Raw genomic sequence first — 19,450 nt, 5'->3', positions numbered from 1 at the left:
CATATCCCACTTATGCAGCGTAGTCGGCAGATTCCATGTATGCGGCAGTCATCGGCACATTCCGCGTAGGAGCTGCCGAAGGCTGCGATCTTTTGATCTTTGCGATCTTTTGATCTTGAAGGCAAAGTCAAAAGATCGCAGCCTGCGGCAGCTCCTACAAGGGCAATCAATGCGGTTTAAGGCATCAACACTTCAATCGACCCATCTGCCGTCATGCTGACCTGGCTGGTGCCAGCCTCAACTTCCGGGGTCACCGGAGCGGCGTCCATGCTGGCGGCTTTCATCATCATCGGCCCGCGCATGTACGGTTGTGGATAACCGTTGCTGTTGAGGTTCAGGTTGACGATCTTGTAGCCCTTGCCGCCCAAGGCGTCAGTGGCCAGCTGGGCGCGGGCCTTGAAGGCGCTGACGGCGTCCTTGAGCAGTGCGTCTTCACTGGCTTTGCGCGTTGGCGTGGCGATGGCGAAGTCCATGCCGGCCATTTTCAGGTCGGTCAGCAGTTCGCCGGTCAGCTTCGACAGGGCGGCGAAATCGGAGCTTTCCAGGCGCAACTCGGCACGTTCACGCCAGCCGGTGATTTTCTGGCCCTTGGTGTCGTAGATCGGGTAGCTGTTACGGCTCCCCTGGCGCAGGGTGATGTCCTTGACCTGCTTGGCCTGGGCCAGCGACTTGTTCATGGTGGTGCTGATGTCGGCGGCGAGTTTGGCCGGGTCGGTGTTCTGCTCTTCTGTATAAAGAGTCACGATCATCAGGTCGCGGGCCACTTCCTGGCTGACTTCGGCGCGCAGGGAAATCTGGTTGTAATGCAGCTCGTCGGCGGCCAGGGCCGGCAGGCTGGCGACGGTGCCAACACTAAGGGCAAGAAGGGCGGCGCTACGGCGGAAAGTGTGCATGAAAACTCCTTGGGCGGTGCGCAGGGGTTAAGGTCCGAGCCTGCGTGAAACCATCAGACTCTAGCTTTAATGAGCCGGTTCGCACAGTTACAACTTCTATACAGATCGAAGGTGACCGTTGCGCGCTCAATCGCGAGCAGGCTCGCTGCCACAGGGATTGCATTTCAATGTGCGAGCGAGTCTGCTCGCGATAGCGGTCTCATAGACGCCACCATGGTTTCTGCCATGTGGCCGTTTGCCGCACTTTTGCCTGCCAGCCCCCGCGCTTGGTTATACTCCTGGCGATCCGCCTGGAGCGCTCATCAGGAGAGCTCATGCTCGCCCCCGTTCAAATCACTTCCGCGACTCGCCAGAACCTCTGGCGGCTGACGTTCATTCGTACTTTGGTACTCGCCGCCCAAGCTGGTTCCGTGGGCCTGGCTTACTGGTTCGACCTGCTGCCGCTGCCCTGGTTTCAGCTGGCAGCTACCCTCGGCTGCTCGATGCTGTTGTGCGCGTTCACGGCCATTCGCCTGCGCACCTCCTGGCCCGTCACTGAACTCGAATACGCCGTGCAACTGGCCTGCGACCTGTTTATCCACAGTGCGCTGCTGTATTTCTCCGGCGGTTCGACCAACCCCTTCGTTTCCTATTACCTGGTGCCGCTGACCATCGCCGCCGTGACGTTGCCCTGGCGCTATTCGGTGATCCTGTCCGGCATCGCATTGACCATGTACACCTTGCTGCTGGCGCGGTTCTATCCCCTGCAGACGTTCCCCATCGCCCGGGAAAACCTGCAGGTTTACGGAATGTGGCTGAGCTTTGCCCTGGCCGCGGCGGTGATCACCTTCTTCGCCGCGCGCATGGCCGAGGAGCTGCGTCGCCAGGAAGAGTTGCGCGCCATTCGGCGAGAAGAGGGCCTGCGCGACCAGCAACTGCTGGCCGTTGCGACCCAGGCCGCCGGCGCCGCCCACGAACTGGGCACGCCTTTGGCCACCATGAGCGTGCTGCTAAAAGAGATGCAGCAGGATCATCCCGACCCGATGTTGCAGGATGATCTGAAGGTGCTGCAGGATCAGGTGAAACTCTGCAAGGAAACCTTGCAGCAACTGGTGCGCGCCGCCGAAGCCAATCGTCGCTTGGCCGTGGAGATGCAGGACGTCACCGACTGGCTCGACGAGGCCCTGAATCGCTGGCACCTGATGCGCCCCGAAGCCAGTTATCGCTTCCAGCGGCTCGGCCAGGGCGCCGTGCCCCGCATGGCGCCACCGCCGGACCTGACCCAGGCCTTGCTGAACCTGCTGAACAACGCCGCCGACGCCTGCCCGGAAGGGTTGCAGGTGACGCTGGACTGGAATGCCGAGGACCTGACCATCAGCATCCGCGACCACGGTGCCGGTGTGCCGCTGGCCATCGCCGAGCAGATTGGCAAACCGTTTTTTACCACCAAGGGCAAAGGTTTCGGCCTGGGCCTGTTTTTGAGCAAGGCCAGCGTGACACGCGCCGGCGGCTCAGTGAAACTCTATAGTCATGAGGAAGGCGGCACGCTCACCGAGCTGCGCCTGCCCCGTGTCGCCCGAGGAGACGAACATGAGTGACGATATCCAAGTCGAAGGCGAAGGCGAAGAACTCCCGCATTTGCTGCTGGTAGACGACGACGCAACCTTTACCCGCGTGATGGCCCGCGCCATGGCCCGTCGCGGCTTTCGCGTCAGCACCGCCGGGTCCGCCGAGGAAGGCCTGACCATCGCCCAGGCGGACCTGCCGGATTACGCCGCGCTGGACCTGAAAATGGACGGTGACTCCGGCCTGGTGCTGTTGCCCAAGCTGCTGGAGCTGGACCCGGAAATGCGCGTGGTGATCCTCACCGGTTACTCGAGCATTGCCACCGCCGTCGAGGCGATCAAGCGCGGTGCCTGCAACTACCTGTGCAAACCGGCCGATGCCGATGACGTCCTCGCCGCACTGCTGTCCGAGCACGCCGACCTCGACACCCTGGTACCGGAAAACCCGATGTCGGTGGACCGCTTGCAGTGGGAACACATCCAGCGGGTGCTGACCGAACACGAAGGCAACATCTCCGCCACTGCCCGCGCCCTGGGCATGCACCGGCGTACTCTGCAGCGCAAATTGCAGAAGCGCCCTGTCCGGCGCTGAACCGGTGCTGAACAATTGTTGTCACACCGCGTTGCAACACGAGCCGATCATCTATGATCGGTTCGTGTGATGTTCTTTTTTCCAATGAGCCTTTTCCATGAATCAGAACGCTGAGTACTCCGCGGTCAATGATGCTGTGCGCGGGCAGTTTTTTCGCAAAGTCTGGGCGATGATCACGCCTTACTGGCGCAGTGAAGAGAAGGCCAAGGCCTGGACGCTGCTGATCGCCGTAATCGTTCTATCGCTGGTCAGCGTAGGCATTTCGGTGTGGTTCAACACCTGGTACAAGGATTTTTACAACGCCCTGCAACAGAAGGATGAGGCAGCATTCTGGCGGTTGATCCTGTATTTCTGCGCGATCGCGGCCGTCGCGATTGTGGGCGCGGTTTATCGGCTGTACCTGACGCAGATGCTGACCATCCGCTGGCGGGCCTGGCTGACCGAAAAACACTTCGCCCGCTGGCTGGGCCATAAGAACTACTACCACCTCGAGCAAGGCGGTTACACCGATAACCCCGACCAGCGCATCTCCGAGGACCTCAACAGCTTCACCTCTAACACCCTGGAACTGGGGATCGGCCTGCTGCGCAACATTGTCAGCCTGGTATCGTTCTCGATCATCCTGTGGGGGGTGTCGGGCAGTATCGAGGTCTATGGGTTTACCATTCCCGGCTATATGTTCTGGTGCGTGCTGGTGTATGCCGTGATCGGCAGCTGGCTGACGCATTTGATCGGTCGTCGCCTGATCGGCCTGAACAACAACCAGCAACGCTTCGAAGCCGACCTGCGATTTTCCATGGTGCGCATTCGCGAGAATGCCGAAAGCATTGCGCTGTATGACGGCGAGCCCAATGAAAATCGTCGCTTGAGCAGTCGCTTCGGCCTGGTCTGGCACAATTTCTGGGACATCATGAAGGTGTCCAAGCGCTTGACGTTCTTCACGGCCGGTTATGGCCAGGCAGCCATCATCTTTCCATTCATGGTTGCGGCACCGCGCTACTTCGCGGGCAAGATCGAGCTGGGGGAGCTGATGCAGATCAGCTCGGCATTCGGCAACGTGCAGGAGAGTTTCAGCTGGTTTATCAGTGCGTACCAGAGCCTCGCGGCCTGGCGCGCCACCTGTGATCGTCTGCTCAGTTTCCGTCAGGCCATGACCGAGAATGAGCAAAAGCCGCAGGCCATCGACGTGCAGAATTCGGGCTCGGCGTTAAAAGTACACAACCTGGGGCTGGATCTTGCTGATGGTCGCCACTTGCTGGCCGGCGCCGACATGACGGTGGAGGAGGGGGATCGTGTAATGATCAGCGGCCGCTCCGGCAGCGGCAAATCGACGCTGCTGCGGGCGATGGGGCATTTGTGGCCGCGGGGCCATGGCAGCATTCGCCTGCCGGCCGAGCGGTACCTGTTCCTGCCGCAAAAACCCTACCTGCCAATTGGCACCTTGCGTGAAGCGCTGAGTTATCCACAGGTCGCCGAGACATACCCTCAAGAGCGCTACGCCCACGTGCTGGAAGTGTGCCGCCTGCCGCACCTGCTGGGCCGCCTGGACGAACCCAATCACTGGCAGCGCATGTTGTCCCCGGGTGAACAGCAACGCCTGGCGTTTGCCCGCGCGCTGCTTTATGCGCCTCAGTGGCTCTACATGGACGAGGCAACGTCGGCGATGGATGAAGAGGATGAAGCCTCGCTGTATCAGGCGCTGATCGACGAGATCCCGGGCTTGAGCATTGTCAGCGTCGGCCACCGCAGCAGCCTCAAACGCTTCCATCCGCGGCATGTGCGTATCGACAATGGCCACCTGGTGGAGCAACCAGTCACCGCCTGACGATACGCCCGTAGGAGCTGCCGCAGGCTGCGATCTTTTGATCTTTGGTATCTGCAAGCCAGATCAAAAGATCGCAGCCTTCGGCAGCTCCTACGGGTAGAGGTGATCGTACAACCGCGTTGAGCTATGATGCGGTTTCAACCGAATTTTTCGAGACCGATGTTCACCATGGAAAACCCGATCGCCACACCACGTCTCCCTCGCAAGCGCCGTAGCCTCGCTCAGGAACTGGTGACGGTGCTGTCCGAGCAGATCCGCGACGGTCATCTCAAACGCGGTGACAAGTTGCCGACTGAATCGGCGATCATGGACGCCCATGGCGTCAGTCGCACCGTGGTGCGCGAAGCCATTTCCCGGTTGCAGGCTGCCGGGCAGGTGGAAACCCGCCATGGCATCGGTACTTTTGTGCTCGATACCCCAAGCCCGAGCGGCTTTCGCATCGATCCCGCCACCGTGGTCACCCTGCGTGACGTACTGGCCATCCTGGAATTGCGCATTAGCCTGGAAGTGGAGTCCGCCGGACTTGCCGCGCAACGTCGCAGCGCCGAGCAGTTAGCCTTGATGCGTGCCGCGCTCGATGCCCTGAACGAAAGCGCGGCCCATGCCAGTGACGCCGTAGCCTCGGACTTCCAGTTTCACCTGCAGATTGCCCTGTCGACCGGCAACCGCTACTTCACCGACATCATGACGCACCTGGGCACCAGCATCATCCCGCGCACCCGCCTCAACTCGGCGCGGCTGGCCCACGACGACCAGCAGCACTACATGAGCCGCCTGAGCCGTGAGCACGAAGAAATCTACGACGCCATCGCGCGCCAGGATTCCGATGCCGCACGGGCCGCCATGCGCCTGCACCTGACCAACAGCCGCGAACGGCTGCGCCATGCCCATGAAGAGGCTGAGGCGCAGCGGGGCTAAACCTGTGGGAGCCGGGCTTGCCCGCGATGGCGGGGGCACATCCACTATCGACGCGACAGGAACACTGCGATCGCCAGCAGCCGCATTCCCGCAATAGTCATGAGTGAAATCCGGTTGTGTGGCCCTCGACGCTCCCTGTGGGAGCCGGGCTTGCCCGCGATGAAGCCAGCGATCATCCCGCGTCGGCTCTGAGGGTTCACATCCTCGGACAACCTACCTCTCAGCCGTAGCTATCCGGCACCCATCCAGCTTTAGGTCTTTTCACTTATTCCCATCCTGACGATGAAATGCAGTTGACGATTAAATTTTAAGTTGTACGATGACCTACAACTCGGCGAAAGCTGAACGGTATTCCAACAACATACGTCGCTACCCAGGGTGTTCGAATAATGAATCCACAAGAACTGAAGTCCATCCTCTCTTCCGGCCTGCTGTCTTTTCCGGTAACCGATTTTAATGCCCAGGGCGATTTCAATCGCGCTGGCTATATCAAGCGCCTTGAATGGCTGGCCCCTTATGGCGCCTCGGCCTTGTTCGCCGCAGGCGGCACCGGTGAGTTCTTCTCCCTGGCGGCCAGCGAATACTCGGAAATCATCAAGACTGCCGTCGACACCTGCGAAACCAGCGTGCCGATTCTGGCGGGTGTCGGCGGTTCGACCCGTCAGGCCATCGAATACGCTCAAGAAGCCGAGCGCCTGGGCGCCAAAGGCTTGTTGCTGCTGCCGCACTACCTGACCGAAGCCAGCCAGGACGGCGTTGCCGCCCATGTTGAAGCCGTGTGCAAATCGGTGAACATCGGCGTGGTGGTTTACAACCGTAACGTCTGCCGCCTGACCGCTCCGCTGCTGGAACGCCTGGCCGAGCGCTGCCCGAACCTGATTGGCTACAAGGATGGCCTGGGCGACATCGAGTTGATGGTGTCGATCCGTCGCCGCCTCGGCGATCGCTTCAGCTACCTGGGTGGTTTGCCGACCGCCGAAGTGTACGCCGCTGCCTATAAGGCACTGGGCGTGCCGGTCTACTCCTCGGCGGTGTTCAACTTCATCCCGAAAACCGCGATGGATTTCTACCACGCCATTGCCCGCGAAGATCACGCCACCGTTGGCAAGATCATCGACGACTTCTTCCTGCCGTACCTGGACCTTCGTAATCGCAAAGCCGGTTACGCAGTGAGCATCGTCAAGGCCGGGGCAAAAATTGCCGGCTACGACGCAGGTCCTGTACGTGCGCCGCTGACCGACCTGCTGCCAGAAGAGTACGAAGCTCTGGCTGCGCTGATCGACAAGCAAGGCGCGCAATAACAATTGATTGAGCAAGGCCGCTGAGCAATCAGCGGCCTTTTGCGTGAGGAGATAGATCCGTGGCAGATACAAAGCGTTTCGACAATTACATCAACGGCGAATGGGTTGCCGGCAGTGATTACTGCGCCAACATCAACCCTTCCGAGCTGACCGATACCATCGGCGAGTACGCCAAGGCGGACCTGGCCCAGGTCCACGCCGCCATCGACGCCGCTCGGGCTGCATTTGCGGCCTGGTCCACTTCGGGCATTCAGGCCCGTCACGATTCGCTGGACAAAGTGGGCACTGAAATCCTCGCCCGTCGCGAAGAACTGGGCACCCTGCTGGCTCGGGAGGAGGGCAAGACCCTGCCTGAAGCCATTGGCGAAGTGACCCGCGCCGGCAACATCTTCAAGTTTTTCGCCGGTGAAACCCTGCGTCTGTCCGGCGATTACCTGCCGTCGGTGCGTCCGGGTGTCCACGTCGAAGTGACCCGCGAAGCCCTGGGCGTGGTCGGCTTGATCACCCCGTGGAACTTCCCGATCGCGATCCCCGCCTGGAAAATCGCCCCGGCCCTGGCCTATGGCAACTGCGTGGTGCTCAAGCCCGCTGACCTGGTACCGGGTTGCGCCTGGGCCCTGGCCGAAATCATCTCCCGCGCGGGCTTCCCGGCCGGCGTGTTCAACCTGGTGATGGGCAGCGGTCGGGTGGTTGGCGATGCGCTGGTGCAAAGCCCGAAAGTCGATGGCATCAGCTTCACCGGTTCGGTGGGGGTGGGGCGGCAGATCGCAGTCAGCTGCGTGTCGCGCCAGGCCAAAGTGCAGCTGGAAATGGGCGGCAAGAACCCGCAGATCATTCTTGACGACGCCGACCTCAAGCAAGCGGTCGAGCTGTCGGTGCAGAGCGCGTTCTACTCCACCGGCCAACGTTGCACCGCTTCGAGCCGCTTCATCGTCACCGCCGGAATTCATGACAAATTCGTTGAGGCCATGGCCGAGCGCATGAAGTCGATCAAGGTTGGACATGCGCTGAAAACCGGCACCGATATTGGTCCGGTGGTCTCCCAGGCGCAGCTTGAACAGGACATGAAGTACATCGACATCGGCCAGTCCGAAGGTGCGCGCCTGGTCAGCGGCGGCGGCCTGGTGACCTGTGATACCGAAGGCTACTACCTCGCGCCAACCCTGTTTGCCGACAGCGAAGCCGCGATGCGCATCAGCCGCGAAGAGATTTTTGGCCCGGTGGCCAACATTGTTCGAGTGGCCGATTACGACGCCGCGCTGGCCATGGCCAACGATACCGAGTTCGGTCTGTCAGCGGGCATCGCCACCACTTCGCTGAAGTACGCCAACCACTTCAAGCGCCACTCCCAGGCCGGGATGGTGATGGTCAACCTGCCGACGGCTGGCGTGGATTACCACGTTCCATTCGGCGGGCGTAAAGGTTCATCCTATGGGTCCCGCGAGCAAGGTCGCTACGCGCAAGAGTTCTACACGGTCGTGAAAACCAGCTACATCGGCTCCTGACGCATGCAATGCCCGGTGTTATTGCGATAACACCAACACCCCTGTAGGAGCTGCCGAAGGCTGCGATCCTTTGATCTTGATCTTATAAAAATCAAAAGATCGCAGCCTCGTTTCACTCGACAGCTCCTACGGGGATTCGCCGAACACGCGATGTAAGCGGAACAGGCGAACACCAAAGATTCACCCGCGCATAAAAATAATCAGTGGGAGTACATCTACATGCAAGCGACCAAGCCGACCCACGTCCGCTATTTGATATTGCTCATGCTTTTCCTGGTGACCACCATCAACTACGCCGACCGGGCAACCATTGCCATCGCGGGCTCCAGCCTGCAAAAAGACCTCGGCATTGATGCGGTCACCCTCGGTTACATCTTCTCTGCATTCGGTTGGGCCTACGTGGCCGGGCAAATTCCCGGTGGCTGGCTGCTGGACCGTTTCGGCTCGAAAAAAATCTATGCACTGAGCATTTTCACCTGGTCGCTGTTTACCGTGTTGCAGGGTTATGTCGGTGAGTTCGGCATGTCCACGGCGGTTGTGGCGCTGTTCATGCTGCGCTTCCTCGTGGGCCTGGCTGAAGCACCTTCTTTCCCCGGCAACGCGCGCATCGTCGCGGCCTGGTTCCCGACGGCGGAACGCGGCACCGCTTCGGCGATCTTCAACTCGGCGCAATACTTTGCCACCGTGCTGTTCGCGCCGCTGATGGGCTGGATCGTCTACAGCTTCGGCTGGCAGCACGTCTTTATCGTGATGGGCGTAATCGGCATCATCTTCTCGGGCATCTGGCTGAAAGTGATCTACAGCCCGCGTCAACACCCGATGATCAACGAAGCCGAATTCAAGCACATCGCCGACAACGGCGGCATGGTCGACATGGACCAGGACAAAGGCAAAGGCGCCAAGGCTGACGGACCGAAGTGGGACTACATCCGCCAATTGCTGACCAACCGCATGATGCTCGGTGTCTACCTGGGCCAGTACTGCATCAACGGCATCACCTACTTCTTCCTCACCTGGTTTCCGGTATACCTGGTGCAGGAACGCGGCATGACCATCCTCAAGGCAGGTTTCATTGCCTCGTTGCCGGCCATCTGTGGCTTTATCGGTGGTGTACTCGGCGGGGTGATTTCCGATTACCTGTTGCGCAAGGGGCACTCCCTGACCTTCGCTCGCAAGGCGCCGATCATTGCCGGCCTGCTGGTCTCCAGCAGCATTGTGGCGTGCAACTATGTCGATGTTGAATGGATGGTCGTCGGCTTCATGGCCCTGGCTTTCTTCGGCAAAGGCGTGGGTGCGCTGGGTTGGGCAGTGGTGTCCGACACGTCGCCCAAGCAGATTGCCGGTCTGAGTGGTGGCCTGTTCAACACGTTCGGTAACATCGCCTCGATCACCACGCCGATCGTGATCGGCTACATCATCAGCTCCACCGGCTCGTTCAAATGGGCACTGGTGTTCGTCGGTTGCAACGCACTGGTTGCGGTGTTCAGCTACCTGGTGATCGTCGGTCCGATCAAGCGCGTGGTGCTCAAGGAACCGCCGGTGAGCGGTACTGAAACTCATAATAAATTGTCTCAAGCGCATTCCTGAGGAGCGGCGTCATGCAGTTGATTGAACATTCCGACTCGCCGCGCTACATCCGCCTCAACGAGCGGGACAACGTGGTCGTGGTGGTTAACGATCAGGGCGTGCCGGCGGGCACAGCGTTTGCGGACGGTCTGGTAACCCTGGACTTTGTGCCGCAGAGCCATAAGGTCACCCTGGAAGACATTCCCCTGGGTGGCCAGGTGATTCGCTACGGCCAGACCATTGGCTACGCGTTGCAGCCGATTCCCCGCGGCAGTTGGGTCAATGAGGATCAACTGCGCATGCCGACCGCGCCACCCCTGGACAGCCTGCCGCTGTCCACCGAAGTACCGGCGGCGCAGGCTCCTCTGGAAGGCTTTACCTTCGAGGGTTATCGCAACGCCGATGGCACCGTGGGCACGCGCAACATCCTCGGCATTACCACCACGGTGCAGTGCGTCACCGGCGTGCTCGATCATGCGGTCAAGCGCATCAAGGACGAGTTGCTGCCCAGGTATCCGCATGTCGACGACGTGGTGGCGCTGACCCATAGCTATGGCTGTGGCGTGGCGATTACCGCAACAGACGCGTACATCCCCATCCGCACCGTGCGCAACCTGGCGCGCAACCCGAACCTGGGTGGCGAGGCGCTGGTGATCAGCCTGGGCTGCGAGAAGTTGCAGGCCGGGCAGGTGATGCACGAAGGGGACAGTTCGGTAGACCTGAGCGACCCGTGGTTGTACCGACTGCAGGATTCCAGTCACGGGTTCACCGAGATGATCGAACAGATCATGGCGCTGGCCGAGACTCGCTTGAAAAAGCTCGACCAGCGTCGTCGCGAAACCGTGCCGGCGTCCGAGCTGATTCTGGGCATGCAGTGCGGCGGCAGCGATGCGTTTTCCGGGATCACCGCCAATCCGGCCCTGGGCTACGCCTCGGACTTGTTGCTGCGGGCCGGTGCCACCGTGATGTTCTCCGAAGTCACCGAGGTGCGCGACGCGATCTACCTGCTGACCTCCCGCGCTGAAACCGAGGAAGTGGCGCGGGAACTGGTGCGGGAAATGGACTGGTACGACCGATACCTGGCCAAGGGCGAAGCGGATCGCAGTGCCAACACCACGCCGGGTAACAAGAAAGGCGGGTTGTCGAACATTGTCGAGAAGTCGCTGGGCTCGATCGTCAAGTCCGGCAGCAGCGCGATCAATGGCGTGCTGGGCCCTGGCGAACGCTTCAAGCGCAAAGGCCTGATTTTCTGCGCGACCCCGGCCAGTGATTTTGTCTGCGGGACCTTGCAGCTGGCGGCCGGGATGAACCTGCACGTATTCACCACCGGGCGCGGTACCCCGTATGGTCTGGCGATGGCGCCGGTAGTGAAGGTCTCGACCCGCACCGAGCTGGCGCAACGCTGGCCTGACCTGATCGATATCGACGCCGGGCGGATTGCGACAGGGCGGGCTTCGATCGAGGACCTGGGGTGGGAGTTGTTCCACTATTACCTGGATGTTGCCAGCGGCAAGAAACAGACATGGGCCGAGCAGCACAAGCTGCATAACGACATCACCTTGTTCAACCCAGCGCCGATTACCTGAGGCCGAGTTGCCTGAAAAAGATCGCAGCCTGCGGCAGCTCCTACATTGGAATACTCTGTAGGAGCTGCCGCAGGCTGCGATCTTTTGATCTTAATGTGCTCGGGGTGGCTTATCATTAGCCACCTAACGACGCTCACCCAAGGTTAATTCCGGCATGCTGGCAATCTTCCTCGAAACCCTGAACATCACCGCCCCGGTGTTTGCCATGCTGTTTCTGGGTGTGCTGCTCAAACGCATCGACTGGATCAACGACAACTTTATCCACACCGCATCGGCCCTGGTGTTCAACGTCACCATGCCGGCGCTGCTGTTCCTGGGCATCCTGCATGCCGACCTGCATGCCGCCCTGCAACCGGAACTGCTGATCTATTTTTCGGTGGCGACACTGGTGTGTTTCGCCATCGCCTGGGGCTGGGCGATCTGGAAGTGTCCGCGGGAAGATCGCGGGATCTACACCCAGGGCGCATTCCGCGGTAACAACGGGGTGATCGGCCTGGCGCTGGCGGCGAGCATGTACGGCGACTACGGGATTTCCCTTGGGGCTATTCTCGCGGCGCTGGTGATCCTGTTCTACAACACCCTCTCGACTATCGTCCTGGCGGTGTACAGCCCGGTGATCAAGTCCGATCCCTGGAGTATCTTCAAGAGCGTGATGATCAACCCGCTGATCATCAGCGTGATTGCAGCGGCACCCTTTGCCTATTTCAAGATCGGCCTGCCGGGCTGGCTGGAAACCTCCGGGCAGTACCTGGCGCAGACCACTTTGCCCCTGGCCCTGATCTGCATTGGCGGCACCCTTTCGCTGGCAGCGATGCGCAAAAGTGGCTCGATGGCGCTCAGTTCCAGCCTGGTCAAGATGATCGGCCTGCCGGTGCTGGCGACGCTGGGCGCGTGGCTGTGGGGGTTTCGCGGGGCGGAACTGGGGATTTTGTTCCTGTACTTCGGCAGCCCGACCGCTGCAGCCAGTTTTGTCATGGCCCGCCAGGCCAATGGCAACCATGAGCTGGCGGCAGCGATCATTGTCATCACCACGTTGATGGCGGCGGTGACCACCAATGTCGGGATCTTTTTGTTGCAGTGGGGCGGGTGGATTTAGCCCAGGGGGTTGCGGCGTTCTCCAGGGCCTCATCGCGAGCAGGCTCGCTCCCACATTTGGAATGCATTCCCCTGTGGGAGCGAGCCTGCTCGCGATGGCGGCAGACCTGTCACCACAACTTTCGAATAATCATTCCGGCTTCTGGTAAGTATCAATCACTTCCTGCGCCGCCCTGAACGCATCGATGGCCGCCGGTACTCCTGCATACACCGCACAATGCAACAGCGCCTCGCGAATCTCTTCCACTGTGCAGCCATTGTTCAGCGCCCCGCGCACGTGCCCCTTCAATTCCTGCGGACACTTGAGTGCGGTCAGCGCGGCAAGGGTGATCAGGCTGCGGGTTTTCAGCGGCAGGCCCTCGCGATTCCATACGCTGCCCCATGCGTGCTCGTTGACGAAGTCCTGTAGCGGCTGGGTAAAATCGGTGGCATTGCCCAGTGCGCGATCGACAAAAGCATCGCCCATCACTTGCCGACGCACTTCAACGCCGGGTTTTTTATTGTCGGTCATGGCACTTCCTTTTTGTGGTGTTGGCGACGCCAGGCGAGCAGTGACGTAAGCAGTACAAACGCCCCCAGGGCCGGCAGGACGAAAAACAGCATCAGGTGTTCAAGCTTGCCGGCCAGCGGCATGCCGGTGGTGAAGGACACCACATGCAGGCCGTAGGCCAGGTACAGCCCCAGGAAAACCAGGCCTTCGGCACGCGTCACCCGGTAACCGGAGTAGAAGATTGGCAGGCACAGCGCGGCGACGCCGAGCATCACCGGCAGGTCGAAATCCAGGGCGTTGGGCGAGACCGACAAGGGCGTCGGAGCAATCAGCGCCGTGACGCCGAGCACGCCCAGCAGGTTGAAAAGGTTGCTGCCAATGACGTTGCCCACGGCAATTTCACGCTGGCCGCGCAAGGCCGCAATCAACGAGGTGGCCAATTCCGGCAGGGAAGTGCTGATGGCCACGATGGTCAGGCCGATGATCCGTTCCGAAAGCCCAAGATCAGTCGCGACCGCGACCGCAGCGCCCAGTAGCAAGTGGCCGGCATACACCAGCATCCCCAGGCCGGCGACGATCATCAGCAGGCTGCTGAACCAGGGCGCCTGGCGAGTTTCATCGTGAGATGGCGGCCGCGTCGAGTGGCGCGACTGGCGCAACAACAGGCCCAGGTACAACACCAGCGCGGCCAGCAGCACCATGCCGTCGAAGCGGGTCAGTTCTTCATTCCAGGCGAGTATGAACACCAGCAGGCTGGCGCCGATCATCAGTGGAATATCCAGGCGCACCACCTGCCGGGACACCCGCAGCGGGATAATCAGCGCCGACAGGCCAAGCGTTACCAGGATGTTGAAAATGCTGCTGCCGATGACGCTGCCCACCGCGATGTCGACGTTCTGTGCCAGGGTCGCCTGCAGGCTGATGGCCATTTGTGGCGCGCTGCTGCCGAGGGCGACGATGGTCAGGCCGATGATCAGCGGCCGCACGTGCAGGCGTGCGGCCAGGCGTACGGCGGCCCGCACCATCAGCTCGGCGCCGGCGATCAGTAGAACCAGGCCGCTGAGCAATTCAATCACGTTGATCAGGGGCAAATCTGCAAGTCCGAAAATGGTCGGCGCTCCAGCTGTCAGTCGTCGAGGGCTTGCACACGCACCCGGGCGGTCCCGCTTCTGAGCATGCCCAGGCGTGCGGCAGCCTCGTGGGAAAGGTCAATCAGTCGCCCACGGGTGTGCGGCCCGCGGTCATTGATGCGGACCACGCAAGACTTGTCGTTGCTCAGGTTGGTGACCTTCACGCGCGTACCGAAGGGTAGTTGGCGATGGGCTGCGGTCAGGGAATTCTTGTTGAAACGCTCGCCACTGGCGGTGCGTTTACCTTGGTGTTTGGCGCCGTAATACGAAGCCGTGCCGGTTTTGTCGTAGCCGTGTGGATCGATGATGTCGTTGCTGGCGCAACCGGCCAACAGAGAGAGCAGGGCGCAAAGGCCCAGTAGACGCTTCATTCAAGGTTTCCCGAAAACAAATGTGGGAGCCAGCCTGCTGGCGATTGCGGAGTGTCAGACACGGATAGGGTGAATGTCAGACCGCTATCGCCAGCAGGCTGGCTCCCACAAGGAGTCGAGCCAGATTTGAAGGCTGGCTCCATTCTCATCAGCCTTCGAGCTTGCTTTTCAGCAGTTCGTTGACCTGTTGCGGGTTGGCCTTGCCTTTGGAGGCTTTCATGGCCTGGCCGACGAAGAAGCCGAACATCTTGCCGCGTTTGGCTTCGTCTGCCGCGCGGTATTGTTCGACCTGCTCGGCGTTGGCCGCGAGCATCTCGTCCAGCACCGCCGAGATCGCACCGGTGTCGGTCACTTGCTTGAGGCCGCGCTTGTCGATGATCTCGTCAGCGCTGCCTTCGCCGTTGGCCATGGCTTCAAAGACCACCTTGGCGATCTTGCCGGAGATGGTGTTGTCCTTGATGCGCAGCAGCATCCCGCCCAGTTGCTCGGCCGAGACCGGCGACTGGTCAATGTCCACGCCCTGCTTGTTCAACAGGCTGCCCAGCTCAACCATCACCCAGTTGGCCGCCAGCTTGGCGTCGCCGCTGATGCTCACGACTTTCTCGAAGTAATCGGCTTGTTCGCGACTGGTGGCCAGGACGCTGGCGTCGTAGACCGACAGACCGAACTGCTCCTGGAAACGCTCGCGCTTCTGCGGCGGCAATTCCGGCAGGGTCGTGCGCACGTCGTCGAGGAACGAGTCCTCGATGACCACTGGCAGCAGGTCCGGATCCGGGAAGTAACGGTAGTCGTTGGCTTCCTCCTTGCTGCGCATCGGACGGGTTTCGTCCTTGTTCGGATCGTACAGGCGGGTCTGCTGGATCACTTTGCCGCCGTCTTCGATCAGCTCGATCTGACGCTGCACTTCGGTGTTGATCGCCTTCTCGATGAAACGGAACGAGTTGACGTTCTTGATTTCGCAGCGCGTGCCGAACTCGGCCTGGCCCTTCGGACGGATCGACACGTTGCAGTCGCAACGCAGCGAACCTTCGGCCATGTTGCCATCGCAGATGCCCAGGTAACGCACCAGTGCGTGGACAGCCTTGACGTAAGCCACGGCTTCCTTGGCACTGCGCATGTCCGGCTCGGAAACGATTTCCAGCAGCGGCGTGCCGGCGCGGTTCAGGTCGATGCCGGTGGCGCCATTGAACTCTTCGTGCAGGCTTTTACCGGCGTCTTCTTCCAGGTGCGCCCGGGTGATGCCGACGCGCTTGACCGTGCCGTCTTCCAAGGCGATGTCCAGGTGGCCCTTGCCGACAATCGGCAGTTCCATCTGGCTGATCTGGTAGCCCTTGGGCAGGTCCGGATAGAAGTAGTTTTTACGGGCGAACACGTTGTGCTGGCCGATTTCGGCATCGATGGCCAGGCCAAACATCACCGCCATGCGCACCGCTTCCTGGTTCAGTACCGGCAGGACGCCAGGCATGCCGAGGTCAACCAGGCTGGCCTGGGTGTTCGGCTCGGAACCGAAAGTGGTGGAGCTACCGGAAAAAATTTTCGACCGGGTGGTGAGCTGGGTATGAATCTCCAGCCCGATCACGACTTCCCATTGCATGTGTTTCTCCTCAGAAGCCGGTTGGGGTGCGGGTGTGCCAGTCAGTGTTGAGCTGATACTGGTGCGCAACGTTGAGCAAGCGGCCTTCCTGGAAATACGGGGCAAGCAGTTGCACGCCCACCGGCAGGCCATCGACGAAACCGGCCGGCATGGACAAGCCCGGCAAGCCGGCGAGGTTGGCGGTGATGGTGTAGACGTCTTCCAGGTAGGCAGCGACCGGGTCACTGTTCTTGGCGCCGAGCTTCCAGGCCGGGTTCGGCGTGGTTGGGCCGAGGATGATGTCGACCTCGTTAAAGGCGGCCATGAAGTCGTTTTTCACCAGGCGGCGGATCTTCTGCGCCTTCAGGTAATAGGCGTCGTAGTAGCCGGCCGACAGCGCGTAGGCGCCGACCATGATGCGGCGCTGCACTTCCGGGCCGAAACCTTCACCGCGGGAACGCTTGTACAGGTCGATCAGGTTTTTCGGGTCTTCGCAGCGATAGCCGAAACGCACCCCGTCGAAACGCGACAGGTTGGAGGAGGCTTCTGCCGGGGCGATCACGTAGTACGCAGGAATCGCGTGCTGCATGTTCGGCAGGCTGATTTCCTTGATCACGGCACCGAGCTTCTCCAGCTCCTTGATGCTGTTGTGGATCAGCTCGGCGATCCGCGGGTCCAGACCGGCGCTGAAGTATTCCTTCGGCACGCCGATGCGCAGCCCTTGCAGCGAGCTGTTGAGGCTGGCGCTGTAATCCGGCACGGGCTCGTCGATGCTGGTGGAGTCATTGGCATCGAAACCGGCCATGCCTTGCAGCAGGATCGCGCAGTCTTCGGCGGTGCGCGCCAGCGGACCGCCCTGATCGAGACTGGAGGCGTAAGCGATCATGCCCCAGCGCGAAACACGACCGTACGTCGGTTTAAGGCCCGTGAGGTTGGTAAACGCGGCCGGCTGACGAATGGAGCCGCCGGTGTCGGTCGCGGTGGCGGCCGGCAGCAGGCGTGCGGCAACAGCCGCAGCTGAACCACCGGACGAACCGCCCGGTACGTGTTCCAGGTTCCACGGGTTTTTCACCGCGCCGTAGTAGCTCGACTCGTTGGCCGACCCCATGGCGAATTCGTCCATGTTGGTCTTGCCCAGGGTCACGGCCCCGGCAGCGGCCAGCTTGGCAACCACGGTGGCATCGTACGGCGCCTTGAAGTTGTCGAGCATCTTCGAGCCGCAGCTGGTGCGGATGCCCTGGGTGCAGAACAGGTCCTTGTGGGCGATCGGCGCACCAAGCAGGGCGCCGCTCTCACCATTGGCCCGGCGGGCGTCAGCGGCTTTGGCCTGCTGCAGCGCGAGGTCCTCGGTGAGGCTGATGAAGCTGTTGAGCTGTGGATCGAGCTGGGCGATACGCGCCAGCAGGACCTTGGTCAGCTCTTCGGAAGAAAACTTTTTGTCGGCGAGTCCGCGGGCGATCTCGGCCAGAGTCATTTGATGCATTGCAGGCTCTTTCCCTTTAGTCGATGACTTTCGGAACCAGGTACAGGCCGTTTTCGACCGCTGGTGCGATGGACTGGTAGGCCTCGCGATGATCGGTCTCGGTCACGACGTCCGCGCGCAGGCGCTGGCTGGCTTCCAGTGGGTGGGCGAGCGGCTCGATACCGTCGGTATTGACCGCCTGCATTTCGTCGACCAGCCCGAGAATGCTGTTCAGGGCCGAAGTGATGTGTGGAAGATCGGCATCATTGAGGCCAAGGCAGGCCAGATGAGCGATTTTTTCCACGTCGGAGCGTTCAAGCGCCATGGGAATCTCCAGTGGAAAACAGAACGGACGGCGTCCGTGTGTTAGATTGTCGGAACACTACCGCATTTCTACGGTCATAAGGCCGCGATTGTGGGGGTTGGTGCACAGAAAAGCGGCCAATTTAACATATTGGCGCCTTGCCCAAAATCCCTGTCGTTGTTAGAGTTTGCCGCACTTTTTTACCCACGCGTTGCCTAGGGTCCTTTCCCCATGTTCAAGAAACTGCGTGGCATGTTTTCCAGCGATCTTTCCATTGACCTGGGCACTGCCAACACCCTTATTTACGTGCGCGAGCGCGGAATCGTTCTGAATGAGCCATCGGTTGTGGCCATTCGGACACACGGTAACCAGAAAAGTGTCGTGGCCGTCGGCACCGAGGCCAAGCGTATGCTCGGCCGTACTCCAGGAAATATTGCTGCCATTCGTCCGATGAAAGACGGCGTAATCGCCGACTTCAGCGTCTGCGAAAAGATGCTGCAGTACTTCATCAACAAGGTTCATGAAAACAGCTTTCTGCAGCCTAGCCCGCGAGTGCTGATCTGCGTTCCATGCAAATCCACCCAGGTTGAGCGTCGTGCCATCCGTGAATCGGCCCTGGGTGCCGGTGCCCGTGAAGTGTTCCTGATCGAAGAGCCGATGGCTGCTGCGATCGGCGCCGGCCTGCCGGTAGAGGAAGCTCGCGGTTCGATGGTGGTCGACATCGGTGGCGGTACCACTGAAATCGCGCTGATCTCCCTGAACGGTGTGGTCTATGCCGAATCCGTACGGGTTGGCGGCGACCGCTTCGACGAAGCGATCATCACCTACGTGCGTCGCAACTACGGCAGCCTGATCGGCGAGTCCACCGCCGAGCGCATCAAGCAGGAAATCGGTACGGCCTACCCGGGCGGCGAAGTTCGCGAAGTCGATGTTCGCGGTCGCAACCTGGCTGAAGGCGTGCCACGTGCTTTCACCCTGAATTCCAACGAAGTGCTGGAAGCTCTGCAAGAGTCCCTGGCTACCATCGTTCAGGCAGTGAAAAGCGCACTGGAGCAATCGCCTCCGGAACTGGCTTCCGACATCGCCGAGCGTGGCCTGGTGCTGACCGGTGGTGGCGCCTTGCTGCGTGACCTCGACAAGTTGCTGGCCCAGGAAACCGGCCTGCCGGTGATCGTTGCCGAAGACCCGTTGACCTGCGTTGCTCGCGGCGGTGGCCGTGCATTGGAAATGATGGATAAACACACCATGGACCTGCTCTCCAGCGAATAAGTCGCGGGGTTGCATCTATGCTGTTG

The 19,450-nt window shown here is 60.7% G+C and carries 17 protein-coding genes; 10 read left to right on the top strand and 7 right to left on the bottom strand.

All coding sequences use genetic code 11. From position 1 onward, the window contains the following. Positions 1–176 precede the first annotated feature (176 nt). On the bottom strand, positions 177–893 hold the full coding sequence (locus AAEZ05_RS08625) for an SIMPL domain-containing protein (RefSeq protein WP_045061487.1): 717 nt from the start codon (positions 891–893) through the stop codon (positions 177–179). Between the two features lie 314 nt (positions 894–1,207). Here AAEZ05_RS08625 and AAEZ05_RS08620 point away from each other — a divergent pair, with 314 nt between their 5' ends. The 9 genes from AAEZ05_RS08620 to AAEZ05_RS08580 all read left to right on the top strand — a co-directional run bounded on the left by AAEZ05_RS08620 (position 1,208) and on the right by AAEZ05_RS08580 (position 12,826). Continuing rightward, positions 1,208–2,470: an ATP-binding protein gene (locus tag AAEZ05_RS08620; protein ID WP_045061486.1), complete on the top strand. Its 1,263-nt coding sequence runs from the start codon at positions 1,208–1,210 to the stop codon at positions 2,468–2,470. Beyond that, positions 2,463–3,029: a response regulator transcription factor gene (locus AAEZ05_RS08615; protein WP_045061485.1), complete on the top strand. Its 567-nt coding sequence runs from the start codon at positions 2,463–2,465 to the stop codon at positions 3,027–3,029. The genes AAEZ05_RS08620 and AAEZ05_RS08615 overlap by 8 nt, the downstream gene beginning before the upstream one ends. A gap of 97 nt (positions 3,030–3,126) precedes the next feature. Further along, the gene (locus tag AAEZ05_RS08610) at positions 3,127–4,854 is read left to right on the top strand and encodes an ABC transporter ATP-binding protein/permease (RefSeq protein ID WP_045061484.1); all 1,728 of its coding nucleotides are present in this window, start codon (positions 3,127–3,129) and stop codon (positions 4,852–4,854) included. 168 nt (positions 4,855–5,022) lie between these two features. After that, positions 5,023–5,772 (top strand): FadR/GntR family transcriptional regulator, encoded by a 750-nt coding sequence (locus AAEZ05_RS08605; RefSeq protein WP_205940042.1) that lies wholly within the window; start codon positions 5,023–5,025, stop codon positions 5,770–5,772. Positions 5,773–6,161: 389 nt separating this feature from the next. Further along, positions 6,162–7,073 carry a 5-dehydro-4-deoxyglucarate dehydratase gene (kdgD, locus tag AAEZ05_RS08600; RefSeq protein WP_045061482.1) on the top strand — a complete coding sequence of 304 codons (912 nt, stop codon included), beginning with the start codon at positions 6,162–6,164 and terminating at the stop codon, positions 7,071–7,073. A gap of 59 nt (positions 7,074–7,132) precedes the next feature. Then, the gene (locus AAEZ05_RS08595; RefSeq protein WP_045061481.1) at positions 7,133–8,578 is read left to right on the top strand and encodes an aldehyde dehydrogenase family protein; all 1,446 of its coding nucleotides are present in this window, start codon (positions 7,133–7,135) and stop codon (positions 8,576–8,578) included. Between the two features lie 219 nt (positions 8,579–8,797). After that, positions 8,798–10,165 (top strand): MFS transporter, encoded by a 1,368-nt coding sequence (locus AAEZ05_RS08590; RefSeq protein WP_045061480.1) that lies wholly within the window; start codon positions 8,798–8,800, stop codon positions 10,163–10,165. 11 nt (positions 10,166–10,176) lie between these two features. Then, a complete protein-coding gene (gene garD / locus AAEZ05_RS08585) occupies positions 10,177–11,730 on the top strand; it encodes a galactarate dehydratase (protein WP_350646919.1) in 1,554 nt (517 codons plus the stop codon). A 154-nt stretch (positions 11,731–11,884) separates the two neighbouring features. Further along, the gene (locus tag AAEZ05_RS08580; protein WP_045061478.1) at positions 11,885–12,826 is read left to right on the top strand and encodes an AEC family transporter; all 942 of its coding nucleotides are present in this window, start codon (positions 11,885–11,887) and stop codon (positions 12,824–12,826) included. Positions 12,827–12,955: 129 nt separating this feature from the next. Here the strand turns inward: AAEZ05_RS08580 and AAEZ05_RS08575 are convergent, their stop codons facing one another. The 6 genes from AAEZ05_RS08575 to gatC all read right to left on the bottom strand — a co-directional run bounded on the left by AAEZ05_RS08575 (position 12,956) and on the right by gatC (position 18,176). After that, the gene (locus tag AAEZ05_RS08575) at positions 12,956–13,336 is read right to left on the bottom strand and encodes a carboxymuconolactone decarboxylase family protein (protein WP_045061477.1); all 381 of its coding nucleotides are present in this window, start codon (positions 13,334–13,336) and stop codon (positions 12,956–12,958) included. Beyond that, complete coding sequence (locus AAEZ05_RS08570) at positions 13,333–14,391, bottom strand: calcium/sodium antiporter (RefSeq protein ID WP_350599258.1); 1,059 nt, start codon at positions 14,389–14,391, stop codon at positions 13,333–13,335. Before AAEZ05_RS08570 ends, AAEZ05_RS08575 begins: the two co-directional genes overlap by 4 nt. 50 nt (positions 14,392–14,441) lie before the next feature. Beyond that, positions 14,442–14,816, bottom strand: a complete 375-nt coding sequence (locus AAEZ05_RS08565; protein WP_045061476.1) for a septal ring lytic transglycosylase RlpA family protein — start codon at positions 14,814–14,816, stop codon at positions 14,442–14,444. 148 nt (positions 14,817–14,964) lie between these two features. After that, positions 14,965–16,410 carry an Asp-tRNA(Asn)/Glu-tRNA(Gln) amidotransferase subunit GatB gene (gene gatB / locus AAEZ05_RS08560; RefSeq protein WP_350646918.1) on the bottom strand — a complete coding sequence of 482 codons (1,446 nt, stop codon included), beginning with the start codon at positions 16,408–16,410 and terminating at the stop codon, positions 14,965–14,967. 10 nt (positions 16,411–16,420) lie between these two features. After that, positions 16,421–17,872: an Asp-tRNA(Asn)/Glu-tRNA(Gln) amidotransferase subunit GatA gene (gene gatA / locus AAEZ05_RS08555; RefSeq protein ID WP_350646917.1), complete on the bottom strand. Its 1,452-nt coding sequence runs from the start codon at positions 17,870–17,872 to the stop codon at positions 16,421–16,423. A gap of 16 nt (positions 17,873–17,888) precedes the next feature. Beyond that, positions 17,889–18,176, bottom strand: coding sequence for an Asp-tRNA(Asn)/Glu-tRNA(Gln) amidotransferase subunit GatC (gatC, locus tag AAEZ05_RS08550; protein ID WP_045061473.1), 288 nt, complete (start codon positions 18,174–18,176; stop codon positions 17,889–17,891). Positions 18,177–18,386: 210 nt separating this feature from the next. Here gatC and mreB point away from each other — a divergent pair, with 210 nt between their 5' ends. Then, entirely contained in the window at positions 18,387–19,424 is a 1,038-nt protein-coding gene (gene mreB / locus AAEZ05_RS08545) for a rod shape-determining protein MreB (RefSeq protein ID WP_002555108.1), read from the top strand. The last annotated feature ends 26 nt before the right edge of the window (positions 19,425–19,450 follow it).

The sequence above is a fragment of the Pseudomonas sp. HY13-MNA-CIBAN-0226 genome, from assembly GCF_040310305.1.
In the GTDB taxonomy this organism is placed as follows: Bacteria; Pseudomonadota; Gammaproteobacteria; order Pseudomonadales; family Pseudomonadaceae; genus Aquipseudomonas; species Aquipseudomonas gregormendelii.
Note: the sequence above shows the minus strand (reverse complement) of the source record. Positions and strands in the feature narration are given on the sequence as shown.